The sequence below is a fragment of the Streptomyces sp. NPDC085931 genome (genome assembly GCF_044540565.1).
Taxonomy (GTDB): Bacteria; Actinomycetota; Actinomycetes; order Streptomycetales; family Streptomycetaceae; genus Streptomyces.
The window spans coordinates 72,595-95,248 of the sequence record NZ_JBITSK010000020.1; the positions used below are offsets into that span (position 1 = coordinate 72,595).

Sequence of the window (22,654 nt, forward strand, 5' to 3'; positions counted from 1 at the left end):
CGCCGGGTTTCCCTTGTGCGGGCTTCCGAAGCAGGCGGGGCGGCCGTGTTGGAGGATCCTCCGAACCGGCGGAGCGCGACTCCGCCGGCCTGCCGCGCTCCCTCCGCGGCTCGTCCTTACGGCTCGCCCCTACGGCTCCTCCCTACGGCTCGTTCGAGAACTCCTCCACGACCGTGGCGCCCAGCTCCCGGACGATCAGCTCCTGTCCGGACAGGGCCGACTCGTCGAGGTCGGGGTCGTCGTCCTCGGGGATGTCCTCCTCGACGGACACATGGCGCGGCTGCGGGGCCGACGGCTGGGGGACGGGGGCGCTCGGGGCGGCCGCCGGGACCGCCGCGACGCCGGAGGGGGAGCCGCCCGGCTGCGCGGTGGGTGCCGCCGCGGCCATCGACGGGGCCGGGGCGGAGCGCTGGGCGGTCGCCGTACCGCCGCCGAAGCCGCCGCCGGAGGTGTGGCCACCGCCCCCGCCGGAGCCGTAACCGCCGGGCTGGCCTCCGCCGTAGCCGGACGGGCCGCCCGGGGCCGGGGGTGCGGAGCCGCCGGAGGGGTCGACGATCGCCTCGATCTTCCACTGGACGTTGAACTGCTCGCCCAGCGCCTGCCGCAGCACGTCCTCGCTGCCGCTGCTCAGGAAGTTGTCCCGGGCGCCCGCGTTGACGAACCCGAGTTGGAGGGTCGTGCCGTCGAAGCCCGTGACCTGGGCGTTCTGGCTGAGCAGGATCCAGGTGAAGCGGCGGCGGTTCTTGACCGCTTCCAGGATGTTCGGCCAGAGCATGCGCGGGTCGAGACCGCCGGGTGCGGCTGCGGGTGCCGGGGCTGCGGGCGTGGGGGCGGCCTGGGCGGGAGGTGCCGCCGGAGCCGACGGGGCCGCCGGTGCCGACGGTGCCGTCCGGGGGGTGCTGGGCGCCGGAGCAGCCGGGGCGGGCGCGCCCGGGGTGGCGGTGGGCCAGCCGCCCGGGCGGCGGCCGCTGCCCGCGGACGCGGCGGTGGGCCAGGCGCCGGGCGCCGGGGCGGATGCGGCCGGTGCCTGGGGGGCCGTGGGGGCGTGCGGAGGCTGGGCGGGGGTGTCGGCGGGAGGCGTGGGCGCACCGGGCCCCTGGGGCGGCGCGCCCGGGCCCGCCGGGGCGTGCTCCGCGGCGGGAGCCGTACCTCCGCCGCTGCCACCGGTGCCGCCGCTGCCGGGGCCACCGGGTCCGCCGGGAACCGCGGCGCTCGGGGGTCCGCCGGGCGCTCCGGCACCACCGCGTACCGCCGCCCGGGCCGCGGCCGGGCCCCCGCCCGGCGGGACCGGCGACACCGGCGCTTGCGCGGTGGGCGCGCCGCCGGGCATCTCCTGGTGGCCCTCCGGCGGCGGTCCGGGCACGTACCCCAGGGCGGGCACGCCGGCCGGGCCCGCGGCGGAGAAGTTCACCCCGCGCTCGATCCGGTCCAGGCGGGCCATGAGGGAACGCTCGTCGCCGTAGGCGGCGGGGAGCAGAACGCGGGCGCAGATCAGTTCCAGCTGGAGGCGGGGCGAGTGGGCGCCGCGCATCTCGGTCAGGCCCTCGTTGACCAGATCGGCGGCCCGGCTCAGCTCGGCCGGGCCGAACGTGCCGGCCTGGGCCTGCATGCGCTCCAGGACGTCGGCGGGGGCGTCGATGAGCCCCTTCTCCACGGCGTCCGGGACGGCGGCGAGGATCACCAGGTCGCGCAGCCGCTCCAGCAGGTCGGCGACGAAACGGCGGGGGTCGTTCCCGCCCTCGATGACACGGTCGACGACCTCGAAGGCCGCGGCCCCGTCACCGGTGGCGAAGGCCTCGACGACGGAGTCGAGGAGAGAGCCGTCGGTGTAGCCGAGCAGGGAGGTGGCCATGGCGTACGTCACACCGTCGGCGGCGGCGCCGGCCAGCAGCTGGTCCATGACGGACATCGAGTCACGCACGGAACCGCCGCCCGCGCGCACGACGAGCGGCAGCACCCCGTCCTCGACCGGGATGTCCTCCTTCCGGCACACCTCGGCCAGGTACTCCCGCAGGGTGCCGGGCGGGACCAGCCGGAAGGGGTAGTGGTGGGTGCGCGAGCGGATCGTGCCGATGACCTTCTCGGGCTCGGTCGTCGCGAAGATGAACTTGAGGTGCTCGGGGGGCTCCTCGACGACCTTCAGCAGCGCGTTGAAGCCGGCCGACGTGACCATGTGGGCCTCGTCGATGATGTAGATCTTGTACCGGCTGCGGGCGGGCCCGAAGAAGGCCTTCTCCCGCAGGTCACGGGCGTCGTCCACGCCACCGTGGGAAGCGGCGTCGATCTCGATGACGTCGATGGAACCGGGGCCGTTGCGCGCGAGGTCCTGGCAGGAGTGGCACGTACCGCACGGGGTGGGCGTGGGGCCCTGCTCGCAGTTCAGGCAGCGGGCCAGGATGCGCGCGCTGGTCGTCTTGCCACAGCCGCGCGGCCCGCTGAACAGGTACGCGTGGTTGACCCGGTTGTTGCGCAGCGCCTGCTGCAACGGGTCGGTGACATGCTCCTGCCCGATGACCTCGGCGAAGGTCTCCGGGCGGTAGCGGCGGTACAGAGCGAGAGACGACACGCATACGAGGTTATAGGCGCCCACTGACATCGGGCCCCTGCCGTCGCGGGCGCCGGCCCGGCTCGTCGGCCCGGCTCATCGGCCCCGGGAACGCAGACGCCCCCCACGCACCCGCCAGAGCCGACCTACCCTTGCTGCCTTCCGGCCCTGGGGGAGTTCAGTCAGATAGCGCCGCGTGAGGGGCTGCGCCAAGGCTACCTGATGTCGGGGCCGGGGAACGAGTTCGCGAGCACTCCTCTCGGTCATGTAATGTTTCCGGCGGAGGATTCGCCTAGAGGCCTAGGGCGCACGCTTGGAAAGCGTGTTGGGGGCAACCCCTCACGAGTTCGAATCTCGTATCCTCCGCCAGTGCCTCACCGGGCACGATGTCGAAGGGCCCCACCGTTCGCGGTGGGGCCCTTCGGCGTTTCCCGTGCCGGTTCGTGACCTCATCGTCGCTCGCCCGTCCCCACAGACACCCTTCACAGCGCATACTGGGGCGTGATGACAAAGCGTGCTGCACAGAAGCGTCATTTGCCTACCAGCCCCTTCGCGGCCCCCGTCGCACCGGCTCCGAAGCACTTCGAGGTCGGTGACCAGGTCACCCACGACATGTACGGCCTCGGCCGGGTGATCGGTGTCGAGGACGGGATCGCGGCGCTCGTGGACTTCGGCTCCGCACAGATGCGGATCCTGAGCCCCTACGCCAAGATGACCAAGCTGTAGGACCTCGTGCCGGGTCACGGCACGCGCGGCCCCGTCAGGGGGCCGCTCCCAACGAAAGAGAGTCCTCTCATCGAACCGACTTCGCTGTTCTCCGCTCCGGAAGGGCAGCCGAGCCGCTCCGCCGCGGCCTCGCCTCCCCCGGTCATCGATCCCTTCCGGGCCCCGGATTTCGGAGGGGACGACCTCGTCCCGTCCGAGGAGTCCGGCGACTTCCCGGAGTTCCAGGAGTTCCACGAGTTCCGGGACCTCCAGGAGCCCGGGGAGGTGAAGCGTCCCGCGTCCGGCCGGCGGACGTCGCGCCCGCGCCGCAGGGCGGCCTAAGGCCTGTCGCAGCACCCGCTCCCCCCGGCGCGGCAACCGCCGCTCCCCTCGCCCTGCGGCGACAGCGAGGCCGGCGCCGGTACCGCGCAGCAGCCCTCGCCCCGCCACGCGTCCCGGCCCTCCTTGACCGCCACGGCGGCGATGACCAGGGCCGCGATCGGGTCGGCCCAGGACCAGCCCACGGTGGCGTTCAGGAGCAGCCCGGCCAGGAGCACGGCCGACAGATACGTGCACAGCAGTGTCTGGCGGGAGTCGGCGACGGCGCTGGCCGAACCCAGCTCGCGCCCCGCCCTGCGCTGGGCCGCGGACAGGAACGGCATCACGGCCAGGGAGAGCGCCGCCAGCACGATGCCGGGGACCGAGCGTTCCGCCGCGCCGGTCCCGGCCAGGGCCCGCACCGCGTCGGCCGCGACGTACGCCGCCAGCGCGAAGAAGGACAGGGCGATGACGCGCAGCGCGGTCCTCTCCCGCGCCTCCCGCACGGCGTGCTCGCGGGCGGAGAACTGCCAGGCGACGGCGGCCGCGGAGGACACCTCGACGACGGAGTCCAGGCCGAAGCCGATCAGCGCGGTGGAGGAGGCGAGCGCCCCGGCGGTGAGGGCGACGACCGCCTCGACCGCGTTGTAGACGATGGTCGCGGCGACCAGCAGCCGTATCCGGCGGGCCAGCGCGTCGCGCCGTGCGGGGCCGGGGGACAGGGACATCTCCGCGGCCACGGTCAGCAGCACCCCTCGGTGGCGGCCGCCGGGCAGGTGCGGTCGGTCTCGACGGCGACCACGGCGGTGCGCAGGTCGTCGAGCGCGTGGCCGAGGCGGGCGTCGGCCAGCTCGTAGCGGGTCCGGCGGCCCACCGGCACCGCGACGACCAGGCCGCAGTCGCGCAGGCACGCCAGGTGGTTGGAGAGGCGGGTGCGCGAGACGCCGAGCCTGTCGGCGAGGTCGGCCGGGTGGGCCGGGGTCTCGCGCAGGGCCAGCAGGATCCGGCAGCGGACCGGATCGGCGAGCGCCCGGCCGAACCGGACCAGGACGTCGATGTCGGGGGCGGCAGTCAGCATGGGGCGAGCGTACCCGAGTTCATGTTTTCCTGAATTCAGGGCTACGTGAATAGTCTGTGCTCTCCTCGGCCGCCTCAGGGCGTCTCGCTGGGGATCACGCAGTTCTTCGGCTGCGGCCGTCCCGTCGGCCAGCCCAGGCCCACGAACTTGAGCGTGCCCCGGCCCCTGCGGCCCGGGTCCAGTTCGACGATCGCGGCCGGTTTGTCGTAGGCGTTGCCCCCGGTGGTGAGGCAGATCAGGCCGCTGGTGGCCCGCACGCGGTGGCGGGAGTGGAGCAGGGACCACTGGCGCCCGACGTCCTCGCGGGTGGGGACCGTCGTCCCGGGTGCGCCCTGCTGGGCCTGGTGCAGGGCCTTGCCGATGGTGAGCAGGCCGTCGTGGACGAGCATCGTGCGCGAGTCCTCCAGGTTCGGCGTGGAGCCGAGGGAGATGCCCTCGCGCCGGGTCGCGGCGATCTGGGCGCGCAGGGAGTCCAGGGCCGCCTTCGGTTCGGTGAGGTACTGGGGGAGTTCGAAGGGCTTCGGGGCACGCTTGTGGGTGGCCGTCCACTGCTTCGTCCAGGCCGCCAGTTCCGTGCTCCAGGCGTCGGGGTGGGCGGGGGCCGCGTACTGGACCGTGACCTTCGGCCGCCCGTCGTCGCCGCGCAGCGAGGCCCCGTCCCGTTCCGTCATGTCCTGGCGCAGCGAGGCCGCGTCGGAGCCGCTGACGATGGTGTAGTGGCGGCCCTCGCAGCCCACCTGGGCGAGCTTGAGGGCGAAGATGCGCAGGTGGAGGGTGCGGCCGGCGAAGTAGACGGTGTCGGCCTCGGAGTCGCAGATGTTGTTGGCCGTCTGCGTGAACTGGTTGCCGGTGGAGCCCGCCTCGTCGATGGCCGGGGACTCGAAGGACATCGCGGCGGGACCGGCCGGGCCCTCCTCCTTGATCCGGCTGAACGCCCTGGCCAGGGACTCGTTGTAGCCGTCGGGGCGTTTGTCGTAGACCAGGACCGTCCGGACGTTGCGGCGGCCCTGCTCGCCGTTGAAGTCGGCCAGCGCCCGGGCCGCGTCGTTGTTGGTGGGCAGGATGCGGGCCAGGCCCGGGAAGCGGAGCCTGGCCATGCCGTCCGCCCGGTCCTCGTTGGCGATCCGGTCGCCGCTGATGCGCGCGGCCAGCACCGGCACCTTGTGCTCGGTCAGGCGTTTCACGGCCGCTTCCGTGGCGGCCAGGCTCAGGTTGAAGCCGGTGACCGCGCGCAGCCGGTCCTCGGGGGAGGCGGCCATCCGCAGCAGGGTGTCGACGACCTTCGCCTGATGCCCGTAGTCGCGCCCGGGGTTGGCCAGGACCAGCCGGATCTTCGGCGGTTCGCCCTCGCCCGCGTTGGCCTGCCGCTGCCCGAGGTAGGCGCCCTGCAGGTCGCTGCGCATCTGCCGGCGCAGGGCCTCGCGGTCGGACTGCAGGGGCAGCATCATCGCGACGGTGACGTGCGGCTGGTCCTCGATCCTGTCGTTCTCGCGGGCGACCGCGCGGGCCACGTCGGCGATCTCCGGGGTGCCGAAGTCGTAGCCCTCGCCGTTGACGCCGACGCACTCGCCGTCGATCCGCTCCACCCCGTCGGCGCAGGTGTCCGGCTTGCGGACCAGGGAGGTCGTGAGCGTGACGCCCGCGACGAGGACCAGCACCCCCAACAGCGAGTAGAGGATCTTCTTCCATCTCGGCATGCCGTCATCTCCTTCGGCGGAGCTGTTCGGTGCAGGCGCAGCGCAGCAGGGGCTGTTCGTTCTCGGCCAGGGCGCTCCAGTCCGCCGCGGTCCTGCTGAGCCGGCCGGCGCCGTCGAAGTCCATGATCGACAGTAGGTCCAGCAGCTTGGCCAGGGTGCGGGCGGTCTCCCGGCCGGTCGGGCGGGTGCGTTCCTCGCACAGCCACACCGCGTGCAGCAGCTGGTCGACCGTGCGGCGCAGCGGCGGGCCGTCCGCCGCCACCAGGCCCTGGGCGCGCTCGCGCCGGGCGTCGGCGCCGCCCGGGTACGGGGCCTGGGCGATCTCCAGGAGTTCGGCGCACCAGGCGCGCGGGCGGCCCGGGAGCGTGGCGGCCAGGTGGCCGACGACGTCGTCGGCGCCGCCGGAGACCAGGTGGTGGTTCATCCGGTGGGCGGTCAGGGAACGGAAGGCGCCCTCGCGCGGGACGCCGTCGCCGGCCGCGTCGTCGCCCGGCAGGTCCTCGTCGCGGATGCGGTCCTCCCCCGCCGCCCGCCGCGCGTAGTGGTCGCGCAGCAGGTGGTGGTCGGCGTACCAGGCGGCGCCGTCCGGAAGCAGGCCGTAGAGGCGGTGGACGAGGAGCTGGCGCAGGCCGAAGTCGCCGATGAAGTGGCGTTCGCAGGTGGGCCAGCCGGTGTCGGTGAGGAGCCGCGCGACGTGATGGGCGGTCAGGTGGTGCACGTGCCCGGCCTGGTGGTGGCGCAGCAGCACGTCGGCGCACTCGGTGTCGTGGGCCACCGACAGATGGGTGAGCAGGTCCAGCCAGTGGGCGTGGTGCTCGGCCGGGAGGCGCACGGGCAGCTGGTCCAGGATCAGTTCCCGTAACAGCACCTCCGCGACCGGGCGTTCGGCGTCGTCGCCGGGCAGGCGCAGGGGGGCGTCCAGGAGGTCGCGGTCGTTGGCGTCGGCCGGCATGCGGAACGCCGCCGCTGCCGCCGCCAGCCGGATCACCGTGTGCGGGCGGCCGCCGCTCAGCCGGGCCACGGCCGCGTCGATGCGGCGGCGGTTGACGCCGCCCTCCGGCTCGGCGTGCTGCTGTCTTCGCACCGTCTCCCGGCGCAGCTGGTCGCCGGTGAGCAGCGGCATCCGCAGCAGCAGCACGCCGTCGGCGAGCGGGGCCCGGTCGGCGCCCCCGTCCGTGCGGCGGGACCAGTTGGGCGGGGCCCCGTCGGCCGGCCGGTACTCGGCCGGGGGCGTGATCAGCGCGGGCGGCAGGCCGCCGTGCAGGAAGGCACCGCCGTCCGCGCGGCGGGCCGTGCCGATGACGACGACCCGGTCGCGCCGGCCGACCCTGCGGTCGGTGAGCACCGCGCGCAGCAGCAACTCGCCCAGCGGCGACTCGGCGTAATCCAGCAGCAGGCCCGGGCGGCCGACCCGGCGCAGCCAGCCGGAGGGCGAGGCGTACGCCGCCTCCAGGTCCTCGCGCAGGGCCCGGAAGAGAAAGCTTTCCGCGACCTCGCGCGCCTCGCCGCCCGCCCGGAAGTCGGCGGCCAGGATGCGCAGCCCGATCCGGGGCTGGCCGGCCGCGCCGGGGTAGGCGCCGTAGACCCGCTCCAGCTCCGCCCTGCCGCGGGGGGCCGCGCGCTCGAAGACGGCGTCCAGCAGGGCGTTGCTCACGGCCGTCGAGTAGGGGTCGAACGCCTGCCCGTACATGGTCGCCAGCAGGTTGCGGATGGTGCCGCGCAGCATGCCGCGCCAGAAGTCACCGCCGCCCAGGCCGCGCACGCGGCGCCGCTGGGGCAGGTCCTCGTAGCGTTCGGCCTCCGTCGCGACCGCCTGGGGCCTGCCGTCCGCGACACCGGTGGCGATCATGGCCAGGCCGGTGAACAGGCGCGGGAAGGCGAACGAGCCGCCCGTGCCCTGCCAGGTGCACAGCCGCCGGGCCACCTCGACCAGCGCCTCGGTCGCGGCCGAGCGGGCGCCGGGCTCCGGGTCGGCGCGGTCCTCGAAGACCGGCGAGGCGCAGTCGAGGTGGATCACCGGCACCTTGGCGGCGAACCGGTCCCGTACGGCGCGCAGCAGCCGGCCCTTGCCCATGCCCGGGCCGCCGGTGAGCAGCACCACGGGCAGATCCGGACCGTACAGCGGCTCCCGCCCGGCACCCGAGGGCGACCGCCCGAGCAGCCGCGCGAAGAAGCCCTCCTCGGAGAGGAGTGTGTCGAAGCCCAGTTCCTCACACACGGTTCCCCCATGACGTCCTGCCCGCCCGAACCCGTGACCGCTGTGCCGGAAAAGATCCAGTGGAACACGGAACCGCCGGGTCGACAACGGGTGCCGCACGGAAGGGAGTTGACCGGTGGGGCAGGTGCGCCTACGCGGTGCGGTCGGAGGCGGGCCAGACGTACGGCAGGTCGTCCGGCACCCCGGGGAAGAGCGCCCCGTAGGTGTCGGGGTCCTTGCGCACCAGGGCCGAGCGGTGGCTGCGGTGGAAGGGCCGGTCGCCGAGCCAGGGCGGCAGTTCGCCCTCGGCGGCCAGCTCGTCCTGGTCGCGGATCGGGGCGTGGGGGCGGGCGGTGGCCAGGTCGGCGACCAGGGTGGCCGCGCAGCTGTCCTGGTGGCCCAGTTCGCGCCAGACGCGGCAGATCTCCAGGCCGTAGCGGACCAGGGCCTCCTCGTAGCCGGTCCACATCCGCACGGCCGGGTGCCGCCGCCAGCCGTAGCCCGGCACGATCAGGCCGCGCAGGACCTGCAGGGCCTCGACGCGCTGCTTGCCGAGCCGGCGGCGGTCCAGGGCCAGGGCGGTCCTGCGGAAGTCGGGGTAGGGCAGGAAGGTCTGCATCTGTGGTCCGTCCTCCCCTCACCGCGCGGTGCGCGGGCCGGGGACGCGGCGCCGCCGGCCACCCGCCGGTGCGGGAGCCAGGGCGCGGGGGCAGGCGGTCGGGCGGGCGGCGGGAACGGTGGCCGGGGGCACGGCCGGAGGGCGGGCCGTCGGACAGGCGGCGGGAACGGTGGCCGGGGGCACGGCCAAGGGGCGGGCCGTCGGACAGGCGGCGGGAACAGTGCCCGGGGACACGGCCGGAGGGCGGGCCGTCGCGCAGGCGGCGGAAACGGTGCCCGAGGGCACCGGAGGGCGGGCCGTCGCGCAGGCGGCGGGAACGGTGGCCGGGGGCAGGGCGGTGGGGGAGGTCATGGCCGGGGTCCTCACGGGAGGGTCAGGGTCTGTTCGGCCCAGATGGTCTTGCCCGTGGCGCTCTGGCGGGTGCCCCAGCGCTCGGTCAGCCGGGCCACGAGGAGCAGGCCGCGGCCGCCCTCGTCGTGGCTGCGGGCGCGCCGCAGGTGGGGAGCGGTGCTGCCGCCGTCGGAGACCTCGCAGACGAGGGTGGTGTCGTGGATCAGGCGGAGCCGGACGGGCGGCTCGGCGTGCCGGATGGCGTTGGTGACCAGCTCGCTGACGATCAGTTCGGTGACGAAGACGGCATCGGACAGGCCCCACCGCTCCAGTTGCGCCACCACGTCCTTGCGGGCCCGGGCGACCGCCGACGGGTCGCAGGGCACGTCCCAGGTGGCGACCTGGTCCGCGTCGAGGGCTCGGGTGCGGGCGACGAGCAGGGCCACGTCGTCGGCCGGGCGCTGCGGCAGCAGCTCGGTGAGCACCCGGTCGCACAGGGCGTCCAGCGAGTCCGCCGGGCGGGCGAGGGCCTCCCGCAGCCGGTGCACACCGGCGTCGATGTCCCGGTCCCGGGTGGCGACCAGGCCGTTGGTGTAGAGGGCCAGCAGGCTGCCCTCGGGCAGTTCGACCTCGGTCGCCTCGTAGGGCAGGCCGCCGACGCCGAGCGGGGGCGCGGCCGGGAGGGCGACCAGGTCGACGGTGCCGCCGGGACGCAGCACGGCGGGCAGCGGGTGCCCGGCCCCGGCGAAGCAACAGCGCCGGGAGACCGGGTCGTAGACGGCGTACAGGCAGGTGGCGCCCACGTCGGCGGAGGTCCCGCCCGGGTCGCCGTCGCCCTCCTCCGTGTCCAGCCGGGCCACGAGATCGTCCAGGCGGGTCAGCAGCTCGTCGCACGGCAGGTCGATGTCGGCCAGCGTGCGCACCGCCGTCCGCAGCCGGCCCATGGTCGCCGAGGCGTGCAGGCCGTGGCCGACGACGTCGCCGACGACCAGGGCGACCCGGGCCCCGGACAGGGGGATGACGTCGAACCAGTCCCCGCCCACGCCCGCGTGCCCGCCGGCCGGCAGATAGCGGGAGGCGACCTCGACCGCCGCCTGCCGGGGCAGCCGCCGGGGCAGCAGGCTGCGCTGGAGGGTGACGGCGGTGGCGCGCTCACGGGTGTAGCGGCGGGCGTTGTCGATGCTGACTGCGGCCCGGGCGGCCAGCTCCCCGGCCAGGACCAGGTCGTCGTGCCGGAAGGGGTCCGGGTTGCGGTACCGGAGGAGGAAGACCACGCCCAGGGTCGTCCCGCGGGCGGCCAGCGGCACGGTCAGCACCGAGTGGACGCCGAAGGCGCGCATCCGGGCGGCTCGGGCCGGGTCGTACGCGAACCACGCGGCCAGGGCCGGGTCGGTCGCCTCCCGCACGGTGGGCCGTCCCGTGCGCAGGCTCTCGAACGGCGCCGAACCCGCCGGGTAGGAGGCGGCCTCGCCCGCCGCCACGACGGCCTCCGGCGCGCCCGGCGTGACCGACCGCAGCGCGACCCGCCGCAGGCGCAGCGGCCCGTTCACCGGAAGCGCCCGCACGGGCGGCTCGGGTACCTCGTCCAGCCCGGCCAGCAGATCGACGCCGGCGAAGTCGGCCAGGGCCGGGACGGTCACGTCGGCCAGCTCCTGGGCCGTGCGCGTCACGTCGAGGGTGCTGCCGATGCGCCGGCCGGCCTCGGCGATCAGCTGGAGCCGTCTGCGGGCCCAGAACTGCTCGGTCATGTCGTGCGCGGACAGGCACACGCCCCGGATGGTGCCCTCCTCGTCGCGCAGCGCGGACGTGAAGACCGACCAGGCGTGCTCGTGGTCCTCGCCGGGGGCCCGCAGCTGGTTCTCGTCGTACTGCGGCTGCCCGGTCCGCAGCACCCGGGCCATGCTGCGCTCGGCCCGCTCGCCGGCGGCGTCGTCGATGATCTCGGAGACGCGCAGGCCGCGCATCTCCTCCTCGGTGAGGGCCGTGGAGCGCTCCATGTCGGCGTTGGCCCGGCGCAGCCGCAGCCGGGTGTCGTAGATCGCCTGGGCGCAGCACGGGGACTGGGCGAAGCTCCAGTGCACCAGGGACTCGTCGGGGGCGGGCCGCGGGCCGGGGTCGCTCAGCGCGGAGACGACGAGCCAGGCCCGGGCGCCGGTGGCGGGCGTCCGGTGGTGGGCGAGGATCCGGACGGTGAGTCTGCGGCCGTCGCGGTGCCGCAGGGCGACGTCACCGCTCCAGCGGGGCAGCCCGGCGAGGGCCGGCATGCCGCCGCGCACCGGGATCGGCTCGGCCAGCAGGTCCGCGGCGCGGCGGCCGAGCATCTGCCCGGCCGGATGCCCGAGGAGCCGCTCGGCGCCCGCGTTCCAGCCGGTCACCCTGCCCTGCTCGTCGAGGGTGACACGGGCGGTGAGGTCTGCCGCGACCAGGGCGTCGAGGGCACCGAGGGCGTCGGGAGCCTCGCGGGCCGTGCCGGGCGGCCGGCCGGCCCGGCCTGCGGTGACGGGCTGCTCCATGGTCGTCATCTCGCTCTCGCGGAGGCATCGGCCGTGGCCCCGCACTGGACAGTTATGACCTGATTACCCTGATTCGCCGGCTTTCACCGTGCCGTCACCGCCCGGTGGCGGAGCCTGCCTGCGTCCGGCCCGGGTAACCGCTCCCCCATGGGCGAGAACCTGGGCGAGATCCTGGTGGGCACGTGTTCCTGGACCGACCGGGCACTGGTCGGCAGCGGCTGGTACCCGGCCGGTCGGCGCGACGCCGAGGGGCGGTTACGGCACTACGCCGAGCGGTTCCCGGTCGTCGAGGTCGACTCCTCCTACTACGCGCTGCCCAGCGAGCGGAACAGCCTGCTGTGGGCCGAGCGGACCCCGGACGGGTTCGTCTTCGACGTGAAGGCCTTCTCCCTGCTGACCGGGCACCCCACCCGGCCGGCGGTGATGCCGGACGGGCTGCCGCCCGAGCACCGGGACCCCGCCGTGCTCGACGCGGTCTGGGCGCGCTTCGCGGCCGGCGTCGAACCGCTGCGCGGCGCCGGACGGCTCGGCAGCGTGCTGTTCCAGTTCCCCCCGTGGTTCCGGCCGGGCGAGCGGGCCGAGACGTTCCTGGCGGAGTGCGCGGAGCGGACCCGGGGCTGGCCCGTCGCCGTGGAGTTCAGGCACCCGTCCTGGTGGGAGCCGGGCCGGGCGGAGGCGACGAGCGCGCTGCTGGCCCGGCACGGCATGGCCGCGGTCGCCGTCGACATGACGCAGACCCTGCCGTCGTCCGTGCCGCCGGTGACCCCGGTGACCTCGCCCCGGCTGTCCGTCGTACGGTTCCACGGCCGCAGCACCGCCTGGGGCACCGGCAGCAAGGAGGACCGGTTCCGGCACGTCTACGGCGAGGACGAACTCGCCGAGTGGCTGCCCCGCGTGCGGCGGCTGGCCGAGCGGACCGAGCAGGTGCACGTGCTGTTCAACAACTGCTGCGGCGACGCCGCCGTACGGGCCGCCGAGACCATGACGCGGCTGCTCGACGGCGGTCCCACGGCGGTGCCGCGGCTGCCTAGGGCACGATCCGCACCCGCTTCTCCTCCGTCACCTGGTCCACGTCCGACACCCGCACGGTCGTCTTCATCGTCCAGGTCCCGGGGAGCGGCAGGTTGACGGCGTTGGTGCCCCAGTAGCCGCCCTGGTCGGTGAGTTCGGCGTCGATCGGGCCCAGCTCGCGCGAGGGCAGGCTGAAGGTGATGCGGACCTCGGGGACGACGACCAGGCCCGTGTCGGAGCCGTAGACCACGGCCTGCACGCCGTTGTCGCCGACCCGGGCGGGGTCCAGGGTGACCTGGACCGTGCCGCGGCCGGTCACCGTGTCCGTGCCCGTGTCGAAGGGCACCGTCACCTGCGCGGTGGGCGGCAGCGCGCCCGCCGGGGCCTGCCGCGCCGCCTCGGCCTCCGCGCGGCCGGGCAGCGTGCCGGTCAGCACGGTGGTGATCGCCAGCACCACGGCGGCGACGGCGACCTCCACGAGCACGGACCGGCGCAGCCCACGCCGCCGGGCGTCGGGGCCGGAGCCCGCATCGGCGCCGCCGTCCGTGCCGGAACGGTCGGCGAAGCGATCGGCGCGGCGGGCACCGGAACCGGCATCACCGTCCGGGCCGCCGGACCGGACATCCGGGCCGGAACCGACCTCCGGGCCGGAGCGGTCGAGCGGGCCCGACCGGCCGGACCGGCCGGCACCGGACCCGGAATCGCCGTCGGAGTGGGCGGTGCCCGGGTCCGCCGGACCCGTACCGGACGGGGATGCCACCCTGTGCGCGGGGCCGGGGTCCGCCGCACCCGCGCGGGACGTGGACACCCCGGCCGGCTGCGGGACCCGGGCCGGTGGGGCGGCCCCGGCGGTGGACGCCACCGTGGCCCCGGCGGCCGCCGGGGCGGCGATCCGGGCCGTCCAGCGCCGGGACCGCTCGGCCGCCAGCAGCAGCACACACACCGCGGCCACCTTCACGAGCAGGAGCCGGCCGTACGGCGTGCCGGTCAGCGCGGGCAGGGAGCCGAGGCCGCGCCAGGACTGGTAGAGACCGGTGACCGCCAGGACGGCCACGGAGGCGAAGGCGACCCGGGAGAAGCGGGGCACCACCGCGGCCAGGTCGTCGACCGGGCCGCCGCGCAGGGTCAGCAGCAGCGCCACGAGTCCGCCGAGCCAGACGCCGGTGGCCAGCAGGTGCAGCACGGAGGACGCCATCGCCTGCGGCACCTGGATGCCGGCCGAGGCGTGCTCTGCCACCGCCCAGGTCAGGGCGAGGCCGACGGCCAGGACGGTGCCCGCCGCCCGGACGAGGGGCCGGTGGTGGTCCCGCCTCCCGGACCGCCGGACCAGCAGCGCCGCGATCAGCAGCAGGATCACCAGCCGCGCCAGCAGGGCCAGGCCCGGGCGGCTGGACAGGGTGCGGCCGAGGGCGCCCGGGTCGAAGGCCGCGAGGGGTCCGGCGCCGCTCTCGTAGGGGGCGCGCAGCAGGAGCAGGGCGGCCGTGGCGCCCAGGAGGGTCCACCAGGCGGCGACCAGGGGCCGGCGCAGCGGGGCCGTGCCGGCCGGGCGGCACAGCGACGCGAAGGCGGCGGTGCCGACGAGCAGGGCGGCGGCGAGGTAGGCGAGGTAGCGGGCGAGGTCGTGGAGGCCGTCGGTGAGGGGGTCCTCCGCCGGGCCGGTGTCGATCGGGACCGTGGTGGCGGAGCGCTTGCCCACGGAGAAGGTGAAGGCGCCGGAGACCGGGTGGCTGTCGGCGGACACGACCCGCCAGGCGACCGCGTACGTGCCCTGGGCGAGCTTGCCGGTCAGCCGGACCCGGGCCGTGTCGGAGCGGCCGTCGGCGTGCGCGGCCTCGCCGGTGGGGACCCGGCGCCGGTCGGGGCCGAAGACCCGGAAGGAGTCGTCGAGCAGGCCGACGGACTCGGTGAAGGTCAGGGTGATGTGGCGGGGGGCGCGGGGGACGACCGATCCGTCCCCGGGGTCGGTGCCGCGCAGGGCGGAGTGGGCGCAGGCGGGGGCCGCTCCCCCGAGGAGCAGGACCAGCAGGGTGCCGAGCAGCACCAGGGCCCGGGCTCGCCGGGGGTGTCCGACAATGCGCTCCACGTGGGTCTCCCGGGTCGGGCGGTACGGCTCCCGCTCAGGTACGGACGGGAGCCGTGCGGTGCTCACCGCCGGCCCGCCTCAGGGCCGGGACAGCGCGGCGATCGCGTCGGCCACCGCCGGATAGCGCGCCGCCAGTCCGGCCGCGTCCCCGTGTTCGTAGCCCTCGAACGTGAAGCCGGGGGCCATGGTGCAGCCGAACAGGGTCCATGCGCCGCCCTGGCGGACCCTGCCGCCCATCCAGGTGCCGGCCGGGACCGTGAACTGGACGTGCTGGCCCTGGAGCACCTCCGGCCCCAGGACCACCGTGCGCGTGGTGCCGTCCGGGGCGAGGAGCAGCAGTTCCAGCGGATCGCCCCCGTAGAAGTGCCAGACCTCGTCCGTGGGCAGACGGTGGAGGGCGGAGAAGTCGTCCGCCGTGAGCAGGGCGACGATCGCCGTGCCCTCCGGTCTGCCGTCGGGGCGTGCGGGCCCGGCCCAGGTCTGGCGGAACAGGCCGCCTTCGCGGGGGATCGGCTCCAGGCCGTAGTGCGCGATGAGCTCGTCGGGCGTCACGCGGGGAAGAGTATCTCCCGGTCCAGGAAGGCGAGCTGGGCCTTCTTCTCCGGCAGGTACACGTCCGGCAGGTCCACCTCGGGCAGGACGACCACCGGCCCGGCCGTGAAGCCCTGCTTGAGGAAGCGGGCGATCGCCTTGTCGTTGCGCACGTCCGGGTCGACCACGACCCGGCGGCGGTCCAGGCCCACCAGGACGTAACGGGCGACGACGGCGACCAGCCGGGCCGTCCAGCCGGGTGTGCCGCCGCCCGGTCCGGCGGGGGCGAGCAGCAGGTGGACGCCGATGTCGCCGGGGCGCACGTCGTAGCACTCGCCCACGCGGTCCGCCTCCGGCTCGTAGGTCTGCAGGAGCGCCACCGGCTCGCCCTCGCGCACGACGAGGAAGGCGTGGTGGGTGGGGAGCGTGTCCATGTGGGCGTAGATCTCGGCGACCTGCCGTTCGGTGAGGCCGGTCATGCCCCAGAAGGCGGCCCGCTCCTCGCTCACCCAGCGGTGGATCACTCCGGCGTCGGCCTCGGCGTCCAGCGGCAGGACGCGGACGGTGCCGAAGCCGTCGGTCACCTGCTCGTGGACGGCGGTGCGGGAGGCGTACGGGTCAGACATCGGTCTCCTTCGTCAGCAGGGCCCAGTCGGTGACGACCGGGACGAGGTCTCCCCCGAGCCACAGGGGGAGCTGGTCGCGGTGGTGGGGCGAGCCGGGGACGCCCGAGGCGCCGAACGGGACCACCCAGCGGCTGTCCTCCCGCCGGGCCAGGTCCCAGACGTAGCGGGCGGCCGGGCCGCGCGCGGCCAGATCGGTCAGGCCCGGCACGCCCGAGGTGCACAGCACGCAGTCGTGGTCGCCGGCCAGCCCCGGCTCCTCGTACGGCGTCCCCGGCTCCAGGGCCCGCCAGGGGGCGAGCCGGTGGGTGTCGCCCCAGACCCCGGACGGCGGCCGCCCGGCCACCTCCTCGAGGGCCGCGCGGACGGCCGCGGTGCGGTCGATGCCGTACAGCTCCTCGGCGGTCAGCAGGTGTTCCAGGGCGAAGCCGACGCGGGGCAGCAGGGCGAGCCAGGGCCGGAAGACGTCCGGGTAGGCCGGCGGGGTGGCGAGCGCGGCGAAGGCCGGGTGCGCCGCCAGCCGCCGTACGACCGCGCCGCGCACCGCCGCGTACAGGGCCGCGTCGGCGCTGCCGGCGTCCATGCGGCGGTCCCAGGCGAGGAGCCGGTCCCGCAGCGCGGCGGCCTCGGGCGTGAGGCCGGTCAGCGGGCGCAGGCGGTCCAGGAGGGCGGCGGCGGAGGCCAGGTGGGTGTCGGTGTGGACGGCCGGCATGTCGGCGGCGGACCAGCGCTCCTTGCCGGCCAGCAGGGCGGCGATGCGGTCGTGCCGGTGGGGCGGGGCGAACTCGACGCCGAGGGGCGCGGCCGGGCCGCGCTGGTTGGCCATGACGGCGACGCCGTCGGTGAGCCCGGCGCGGGGCGTCTCGTGCCGGCCCCGCCACTCGTGGCCGGGCTCCCAGGCGGGCACCAGCCGCAGCCGGTTGGCCTCGGCGCGCAGCGGCACGTACCCGGCCACGCGGTGCAGGACCCCGCCCTCGGTGTCGGCGGCCTGGACCACGTTGACCGGCTCGGCCCAGTGGTCGAGGGCCCGGTCGACGTCGGCGACCCGGCGGGCTCGCAGCAGGGGCAGCAGGGCGCCGAAGCCGAGGTCGCCGGTGACCCGGGGCGGATAGCGGAGGCTGATCGCCACGGGCGGGGCGAGGGGGTCGGCGGCGCCGGAACCGGCCCCGCCGGCAGGGCCGGTGGGGCCGGTCGGGTCGCCGTCGATCCCCTCCGGTCCGCCGATGACCACGGGCCCCCGGCCGGTCTCGATCACCTCGACCTCGACCGGCTCCTCGCCCGCCACCTCGACGCGTTCCGTGTGCCGGGCCGCCCGGCGCCAGACCCCGTCCGGGTCCAGTGCCTCGACGCCGGCGCCCGTGCGCCGCAGCCGCTCCCGGTAGAGGTCCTGGTAGTCGGCCATGGCGTTGGTGATGGCCCAGGCGACCGTGCCGGTGTGCCCGAAGTGGGCGATGCCGGGGACGCCGGGGACGGCGAGGCCCACGACGTCGAACTCCGGGCAGGACAGGCGGATCTGCTGGTAGACGCCCGGGTCCTCGATCCAGCGGTGCGGGTCGCCGGCGATGACCGGCTGCCCGGTGACGGTCCGCTCGCCGCTCACCAGCCAGCCGTTGCTGCCGGAGGTGCCGGGCCCGTCGGTGGCGAACAGCCCGACGGCGTCCGCGCCGAGGTGGGTGGCGACCTGCTCGCGCCAGAGCTTGGCCGGGAACCCGGCGAAGAGGATGTGCGTGGCGAGCCAGACGGCGAGCGGCGTCCAGGGGTTCCAGCGCCCGGGGGCGAGGCCGGTGCGGGCGAACTCGGGGGCCGCGTCCGGGCCCGCGTCCGCGGTCCGCGCCAGCCCCGCGTTCACCCCGTCGACGTACGCCCGCACCCACCGCGCCGTCGCGGGGTCCCGTCTCTCCAGATCGGTGAAGCAGCGTCTGGCCGTGTCGTCGAGTCTGGCGCGTCTGGCGAACCGGTCCCAGGCCAGGGCGCTCTCGCCGAGGAAGGACGCCGAGGTGCCCTGCGACCGGTGGCGCTCGACCTCCAGCTGCCAGGCCCGGTCGCGGGCGGTGACCAGCCCCTGCGCGCGGGCGAGCGCGGTCACGCTGTCGGCACGCAGATGCGGAATGCCCCAGGCGTCACGGTAGATCTCGATCGCCACCCTGTACCCCCACCTTCCTTTAGGTTAGCCTTGCCTAAGTCAGGGCTGTGTGGCCGGAATCGTACGCGAAGGGCTGAAACGCGATGGGGCAGGGGCGGGGTTGGGAGGGCGCGGTCCTCAAACTGCTGCGCGCGAAGGATTTCCGGTTCACGGTCACGGACGCCGAGGACGTCACGCCGGAGTACCGGCGGCTGCGCTTCACCGACGGCGGTCTGCTGGCCGCGACCGGAGTGCACCCGACCATGTGGGTCCGGCTCTGGTTCGACAACGCGGGCAAGCCGCACCAGCGGGCCTACACCCTGGTCGACCCGGACCCCGGGGCCGGGACCTTCAGCCTGGAGTTCGCCCTGCACGAGGGGTGCGCGAGCGACTGGGCCCGGGCGGCGAAGCCCGGCGACACCATCGAGGCGACCGTCCAGGGCACCGGCTTCGAGCACCCGAGCCCGGCGCCCTCGCACGTCTTCGCCGTCGGCGACCCGGCCTCCCTGCCGGCCGTCAACTCGCTGCTGGACGCCCTGGGTCCCGCCCCGGCGACCGTCTGGTTCGAGGGCGGCGACGACGGCCTGCCGTTCCGCACCGACCCGGACCGCCACGAGCTGCGCAAGGTCCCCCGCCAGGACTCCGGCGCCCACCTGGTCGACCGCGTGAAGGCGGAGCTGCCCGGACTGCTGGGCGCGACCACCGACCCGTACGTCTGGATCGCCTGCGACACGGCGACGACCCGCACGCTCGCCGCGTACGTCCGCAAGGAACTGGGCCTGCCCAAGCAGCGCGTGCACGCCCTCGGGTACTGGCGCCCCTGACACCGCCTCCGGACGCGGCCGGGCCCGCCCCGGGGGATGATCGGGCCATGGACGTCACCCTGCACCTCGCCCAGGACCCCGAGGCCGACGCGCTGCTCGGCCGCAGTCCGCTCGCCGCCCTGACCGGCATGCTGCTGGACCAGCAGATCCCCATGGAGTGGGCGTTCAAGGGCCCGGCGACGATCGCCCGCCGGCTCGGCGCGGACGACCTGGACGCGCACGAGATCGCCGCGCACGAGCCGGAGGCCTTCGCCGCGCTGCTCGCGCGGAAGCCGGCCGTGCACCGCTACCCCGGCTCCATGGCCAAGCGCATCCAGCAGCTGTGCCGGTACCTCGTCGAGCACTACGACGGTGACGCCGAGGCCGTCTGGCGGGACGCCGGCACCGGCGGGGAGCTGCTGAAGCGGCTGGCGGAGCTGCCCGGCTTCGGCAAGCAGAAGGCCCAGATCTTCCTCGCCCTGCTGGGCAAGCAGCTCGGGGTCCGCCCCGCGGGCTGGCGGGAGGCGGCGGGCCCCTACGGCGAGGAGAAGTCCTTCCGCTCGGTCGCCGACATCACCGGCCCCGAGTCCCTGGCCAGGGTCCGGGCGCACAAGCAGGAGATGAAGGCGGCGGCCAAGGCCGCGAAGTCCGGCGGCGCGTAGCCGTCAGCCGCGTGGCCCGCTCCAGGTGGCAGGGCTCCCGGGCCCGGTCGAAGCATGGAGCATGACCGAGCCACCGACCGGCGAGCCCCCGGGCCCCGAACACACCCCCGGCGCACCGGGCCGCCGCACCCCCTGCGAACGGGCCCTGTGCTCCCTACGCCGAGCGGGCGGATCCGGCGGCCCGCGCGATGGACGGCGTGCCCTCGGCGGGGAGTGACCTCCCGTGCACCCCGCGGCGCAGCCGGTCCCCCGCGGCACCCGTCGGCACACGTGGCCGCGGGTGCTGGTCCTGCTGCTCGCCCTGCTGGTGCCCGGCACGCACGCAGCGGCCCACACGGTTCCGGCGCTCCCGGCCGTCGGGGAGAGCACCGCCGTCGAGCACGACGTCCTCGACACCGTCCTGCGCCCCGCCGCCCGGAGCACCCGCCGCGCCGTCGTCCCGCTGCGCCCGGCCCCGTTCCCGGGCCCCGCCCCCGCGTGCACCGCGCGGCACCCCGTGCCCGTGCCGCCGAACCCGCCGCACGACCCTCGCCCCCCGCGTTCCGAGGTCCTGCGCTGCTGAGCGGACCGTCGCCGGTCCACCCGGTCCCGCACGGAACCACAGCACGGATTCACGAGGACGAGGAACACACCCATGCTTCAAGACCCGTACGCCGTCCTGCGCGCCCTGCTGCGCGCGGAAGCCGCCCGCAGCGCCCCCAAGCCGGGCTCCCCGCCGGCCGAGCGGAAGCCGCAGTCCCCCGACCCGAAGGGCCGGGCCCGGGGCTGATCCCGCCCGCGGCGGCACAGGCGGCCGGAACGGCGTCTGCGCCGCCGCGCGACACCCCCGTTCGGGCGAATCAGGCGCACGGCGCCGGTGAACACACCCGGCCCGACGGCCCTGACCTGCCGCCGACGGCGCGGGCCCGGTCCGGCATATGCGTGCCCCTGAGGCGGTTCGTACCGCCTTGTGGGGCTTTTTTCAGCGTCGTACTCCGTCGCCATGGCTGCGCCCGGAAGGTCTTGACCGGTAGGCTTTCCGTGTGATCTTCAAGCGCATCGGAAACGGCCGGCCGTACCCCGACCACGGCCGGGAAAGCACCCGGCAGTGGGCGGACGTCGCGCCGCGCCCGGTCCGCCTCGATCAGCTCGTGACGACGAAGCAGCAGCTCGACCTGGAGACGCTCCTCGCCGAGGACTCGACCTTCTACGGCGACCTCTTCGCGCACGTCGTGAAGTGGCAGGGCGACCTGTACCTGGAGGACGGCCTGCACCGCGCGGTGCGGGCGGCGCTCCAGCAGCGCCAGGTGCTGCACGCGCGCGTGCTCGAACTCGACTGACCTCCGCGGGTCACGGGTTGACCCTTTCGGGTTCCGCTGGGCGACGTCGAATGATCATCTAGTAGGCATCGTCGCCCGGGCGCACTACGCTGCGCTCATGAGCATGCTGACTCCCCCCGGCATGGGCGGCAAGTACCGCATCACGGGCAACAGGTATCCCCGGATGCGCCGGCCCCGGCGGCGCGGCAGGCTCGTCGCCGTCGGCATCGCCTCCGTCGTCGTGCTGGGCGTGGGCGGCTGGGGCACGCTGCAGCTCATCGACGTCTTCACGGGCGGCGGCAGAAAGGCTTCGGCGGCCGGCGGCACGGACTGCGCCCCCGCGACCGGGGCGAGCCCCTCGCCCCGTGCCAGGGCCCTGCCCGAGCCCCGCACGATCACGGTCAACGTCCTCAACGCCACCACCCGCAGCGGCCTGGCGAAGAAGACCGCCGACGAGCTGAAGAAGCGCGGCTTCAAGATCGGCGACGTGGGCAACGCGACCAAGGAGTACGACAAGAAGGTCAAGGGCACCGGACTGCTCCTCGGCCCCGCGTCCGCCCTGGACACCGCGCTGCCGGTGCTGGGCACGCAGCTCCCCGGCGCGGAACGGCGCACCGAGGCGGCCCGCAAGGGCACCGCGGTCGACCTCGTCATCGGGGACGCCTTCAAGGACCTGGCGAAGAAGCCGGACGCCGACCGGGCGCTGACCGAGCTGGCCACGCCCGAGCCGGCGCCGACGACGAAGAAGAAGGGCTGCTGAGCGGCCCGCCGAGCCGCTCAGCGGCCACCGCGGGCCGCCGGGAGGCTCCGGCCTACTCGGCCGCCCCGTACATGCGGTCGCCCGCGTCGCCGAGGCCCGGGACGATGTAGCCGTGCTCGTTCAGGCGCTCGTCGACCGAGGCGGTCACGACCGTCACCGGCGTGCCCGCCAGTTCGCGCTCCATGACCTCCACGCCCTCGGGCGCGGCCAGCAGCACCACGGCCGTCACATCGTCGGCGCCGCGCCGGATGAGCTCCTGGATCGCCGCGACCAGCGTGCCGCCGGTGGCGAGCATCGGGTCCAGCACGTACACCTGACGCCCCGACAGGTCCTCCGGCATGCGCGTCGCGTAGGTGGAGGCCTGCAGCGTCTCCTCGTTGCGGATCATGCCCATGAAGCCCACCTCGGCGGTCGGCAGCAGCCGCACCATGCCCTCCAGCATGCCGAGCCCCGCCCGCAGGATCGGCACCACCAGCGGGCGCGGGTGGGAGAGCTTGACGCCCGTGGTCCGCGCGACCGGCGTCTGGATGTCGACCTGTTCGGTGCGCACGTCGCGCGTGGCCTCGTAGGCGAGCAGGGTGACCAGCTCGTCGGCGAGACGGCGGAAGGTCGCGGAGTCGGTGCGCTGGTCGCGCAGCGTGGTGAGCTTGTGGGCGACCAGGGGGTGGTCGACGACGTGGAGACGCATGTCCACAACAGTAACCGGGCCCGATGGCCCCGGCCGCACGGCAAGGACGCCGCCCGCCCGTCACCCGTTCG

General features: G+C 75.4%; 20 protein-coding genes, 1 tRNA gene and 1 other RNA gene. 9 read left to right on the top strand and 13 right to left on the bottom strand.

Going from position 1 to position 22,654, the window contains the following annotated elements; translation table 11 throughout:
* Window positions 1–142: 142 nt before the first annotated feature.
* Both ACIGAN_RS32340 and ffs read right to left on the bottom strand, forming a co-directional pair.
* Window positions 143–2,566 (bottom strand): DNA polymerase III subunit gamma and tau, encoded by a 2,424-nt coding sequence (locus ACIGAN_RS32340; RefSeq protein ID WP_399862890.1) that lies wholly within the window; start codon window positions 2,564–2,566, stop codon window positions 143–145.
* 91 nt (window positions 2,567–2,657) lie between these two features.
* Window positions 2,658–2,754: signal recognition particle sRNA small type (gene ffs / locus ACIGAN_RS32345), an RNA gene on the bottom strand.
* Window positions 2,755–2,826: 72 nt separating this feature from the next.
* Between ffs and ACIGAN_RS32350 the strand changes: the two genes are divergently transcribed.
* Window positions 2,827–2,914: transfer RNA gene (locus ACIGAN_RS32350), tRNA-Ser, on the top strand.
* 135 nt (window positions 2,915–3,049) lie between these two features.
* Entirely contained in the window at window positions 3,050–3,271 is a 222-nt protein-coding gene (locus tag ACIGAN_RS32355; RefSeq protein ID WP_365091810.1) for a hypothetical protein, read from the top strand.
* 317 nt (window positions 3,272–3,588) lie between these two features.
* Here the strand turns inward: ACIGAN_RS32355 and ACIGAN_RS32360 are convergent, their stop codons facing one another.
* The 6 genes from ACIGAN_RS32360 to ACIGAN_RS32385 form a co-directional block, all read right to left on the bottom strand.
* The gene (locus tag ACIGAN_RS32360; protein WP_399862943.1) at window positions 3,589–4,296 is read right to left on the bottom strand and encodes a cation transporter; all 708 of its coding nucleotides are present in this window, start codon (window positions 4,294–4,296) and stop codon (window positions 3,589–3,591) included.
* A 14-nt stretch (window positions 4,297–4,310) separates the two neighbouring features.
* The gene (locus ACIGAN_RS32365; protein ID WP_399862892.1) at window positions 4,311–4,646 is read right to left on the bottom strand and encodes an ArsR/SmtB family transcription factor; all 336 of its coding nucleotides are present in this window, start codon (window positions 4,644–4,646) and stop codon (window positions 4,311–4,313) included.
* A 74-nt stretch (window positions 4,647–4,720) separates the two neighbouring features.
* Window positions 4,721–6,343 carry an ABC transporter substrate-binding protein gene (locus tag ACIGAN_RS32370; protein WP_399862894.1) on the bottom strand — a complete coding sequence of 541 codons (1,623 nt, stop codon included), beginning with the start codon at window positions 6,341–6,343 and terminating at the stop codon, window positions 4,721–4,723.
* 4 nt (window positions 6,344–6,347) lie between these two features.
* Window positions 6,348–8,561, bottom strand: a complete 2,214-nt coding sequence (locus tag ACIGAN_RS32375) for a hypothetical protein (protein WP_399862896.1) — start codon at window positions 8,559–8,561, stop codon at window positions 6,348–6,350.
* Window positions 8,562–8,691: 130 nt separating this feature from the next.
* The gene (locus tag ACIGAN_RS32380; RefSeq protein ID WP_365091821.1) at window positions 8,692–9,159 is read right to left on the bottom strand and encodes an MSMEG_6728 family protein; all 468 of its coding nucleotides are present in this window, start codon (window positions 9,157–9,159) and stop codon (window positions 8,692–8,694) included.
* A 362-nt stretch (window positions 9,160–9,521) separates the two neighbouring features.
* On the bottom strand, window positions 9,522–12,002 hold the full coding sequence (locus ACIGAN_RS32385; protein WP_399862898.1) for a SpoIIE family protein phosphatase: 2,481 nt from the start codon (window positions 12,000–12,002) through the stop codon (window positions 9,522–9,524).
* Window positions 12,003–12,161: 159 nt separating this feature from the next.
* Here ACIGAN_RS32385 and ACIGAN_RS32390 point away from each other — a divergent pair, with 159 nt between their 5' ends.
* Complete coding sequence (locus ACIGAN_RS32390) at window positions 12,162–13,130, top strand: DUF72 domain-containing protein (protein ID WP_399862945.1); 969 nt, start codon at window positions 12,162–12,164, stop codon at window positions 13,128–13,130.
* Here the strand turns inward: ACIGAN_RS32390 and ACIGAN_RS32395 are convergent.
* From ACIGAN_RS32395 to ACIGAN_RS32410, 4 genes are all read right to left on the bottom strand, one after another.
* Window positions 13,030–15,054 (bottom strand): copper resistance CopC/CopD family protein, encoded by a 2,025-nt coding sequence (locus tag ACIGAN_RS32395; protein ID WP_399862947.1) that lies wholly within the window; start codon window positions 15,052–15,054, stop codon window positions 13,030–13,032. The two genes, ACIGAN_RS32390 and ACIGAN_RS32395, sit on opposite strands and share 101 nt — an antisense overlap.
* 120 nt (window positions 15,055–15,174) lie before the next feature.
* Window positions 15,175–15,648, bottom strand: a complete 474-nt coding sequence (locus tag ACIGAN_RS32400) for a cupin domain-containing protein (protein WP_399862900.1) — start codon at window positions 15,646–15,648, stop codon at window positions 15,175–15,177.
* A complete protein-coding gene (locus ACIGAN_RS32405; protein WP_365744763.1) occupies window positions 15,645–16,253 on the bottom strand; it encodes a GNAT family N-acetyltransferase in 609 nt (202 codons plus the stop codon). The genes ACIGAN_RS32400 and ACIGAN_RS32405 overlap by 4 nt, the downstream gene beginning before the upstream one ends.
* Window positions 16,246–18,393 (bottom strand): penicillin acylase family protein, encoded by a 2,148-nt coding sequence (locus ACIGAN_RS32410; protein WP_399862902.1) that lies wholly within the window; start codon window positions 18,391–18,393, stop codon window positions 16,246–16,248. Before ACIGAN_RS32410 ends, ACIGAN_RS32405 begins: the two co-directional genes overlap by 8 nt.
* 83 nt (window positions 18,394–18,476) lie before the next feature.
* On the opposite strand from ACIGAN_RS32410, the gene ACIGAN_RS32415 reads away from it, so the two are divergent.
* From ACIGAN_RS32415 to ACIGAN_RS32440, 6 genes are all read left to right on the top strand, one after another.
* The gene (locus ACIGAN_RS32415; protein ID WP_365091836.1) at window positions 18,477–19,196 is read left to right on the top strand and encodes a siderophore-interacting protein; all 720 of its coding nucleotides are present in this window, start codon (window positions 18,477–18,479) and stop codon (window positions 19,194–19,196) included.
* Window positions 19,197–19,243: 47 nt separating this feature from the next.
* Window positions 19,244–19,837, top strand: a complete 594-nt coding sequence (locus tag ACIGAN_RS32420) for an HhH-GPD-type base excision DNA repair protein (RefSeq protein ID WP_399862905.1) — start codon at window positions 19,244–19,246, stop codon at window positions 19,835–19,837.
* Between the two features lie 223 nt (window positions 19,838–20,060).
* Window positions 20,061–20,399, top strand: coding sequence for a hypothetical protein (locus ACIGAN_RS32425; RefSeq protein ID WP_399862907.1), 339 nt, complete (start codon window positions 20,061–20,063; stop codon window positions 20,397–20,399).
* 72 nt (window positions 20,400–20,471) lie between these two features.
* Window positions 20,472–20,606 carry a hypothetical protein gene (locus ACIGAN_RS32430; protein WP_399862909.1) on the top strand — a complete coding sequence of 45 codons (135 nt, stop codon included), beginning with the start codon at window positions 20,472–20,474 and terminating at the stop codon, window positions 20,604–20,606.
* A 253-nt stretch (window positions 20,607–20,859) separates the two neighbouring features.
* Entirely contained in the window at window positions 20,860–21,156 is a 297-nt protein-coding gene (locus ACIGAN_RS32435; protein ID WP_004943146.1) for a type II toxin-antitoxin system VapB family antitoxin, read from the top strand.
* A gap of 121 nt (window positions 21,157–21,277) precedes the next feature.
* Window positions 21,278–21,895 carry a LytR C-terminal domain-containing protein gene (locus tag ACIGAN_RS32440; protein WP_365744774.1) on the top strand — a complete coding sequence of 206 codons (618 nt, stop codon included), beginning with the start codon at window positions 21,278–21,280 and terminating at the stop codon, window positions 21,893–21,895.
* 52 nt (window positions 21,896–21,947) lie between these two features.
* On the opposite strand, the gene upp is transcribed toward ACIGAN_RS32440, so the two are convergent.
* On the bottom strand, window positions 21,948–22,583 hold the full coding sequence (upp, locus tag ACIGAN_RS32445) for a uracil phosphoribosyltransferase (protein WP_311682865.1): 636 nt from the start codon (window positions 22,581–22,583) through the stop codon (window positions 21,948–21,950).
* Between the last annotated feature and the right edge of the window lie 71 nt (window positions 22,584–22,654).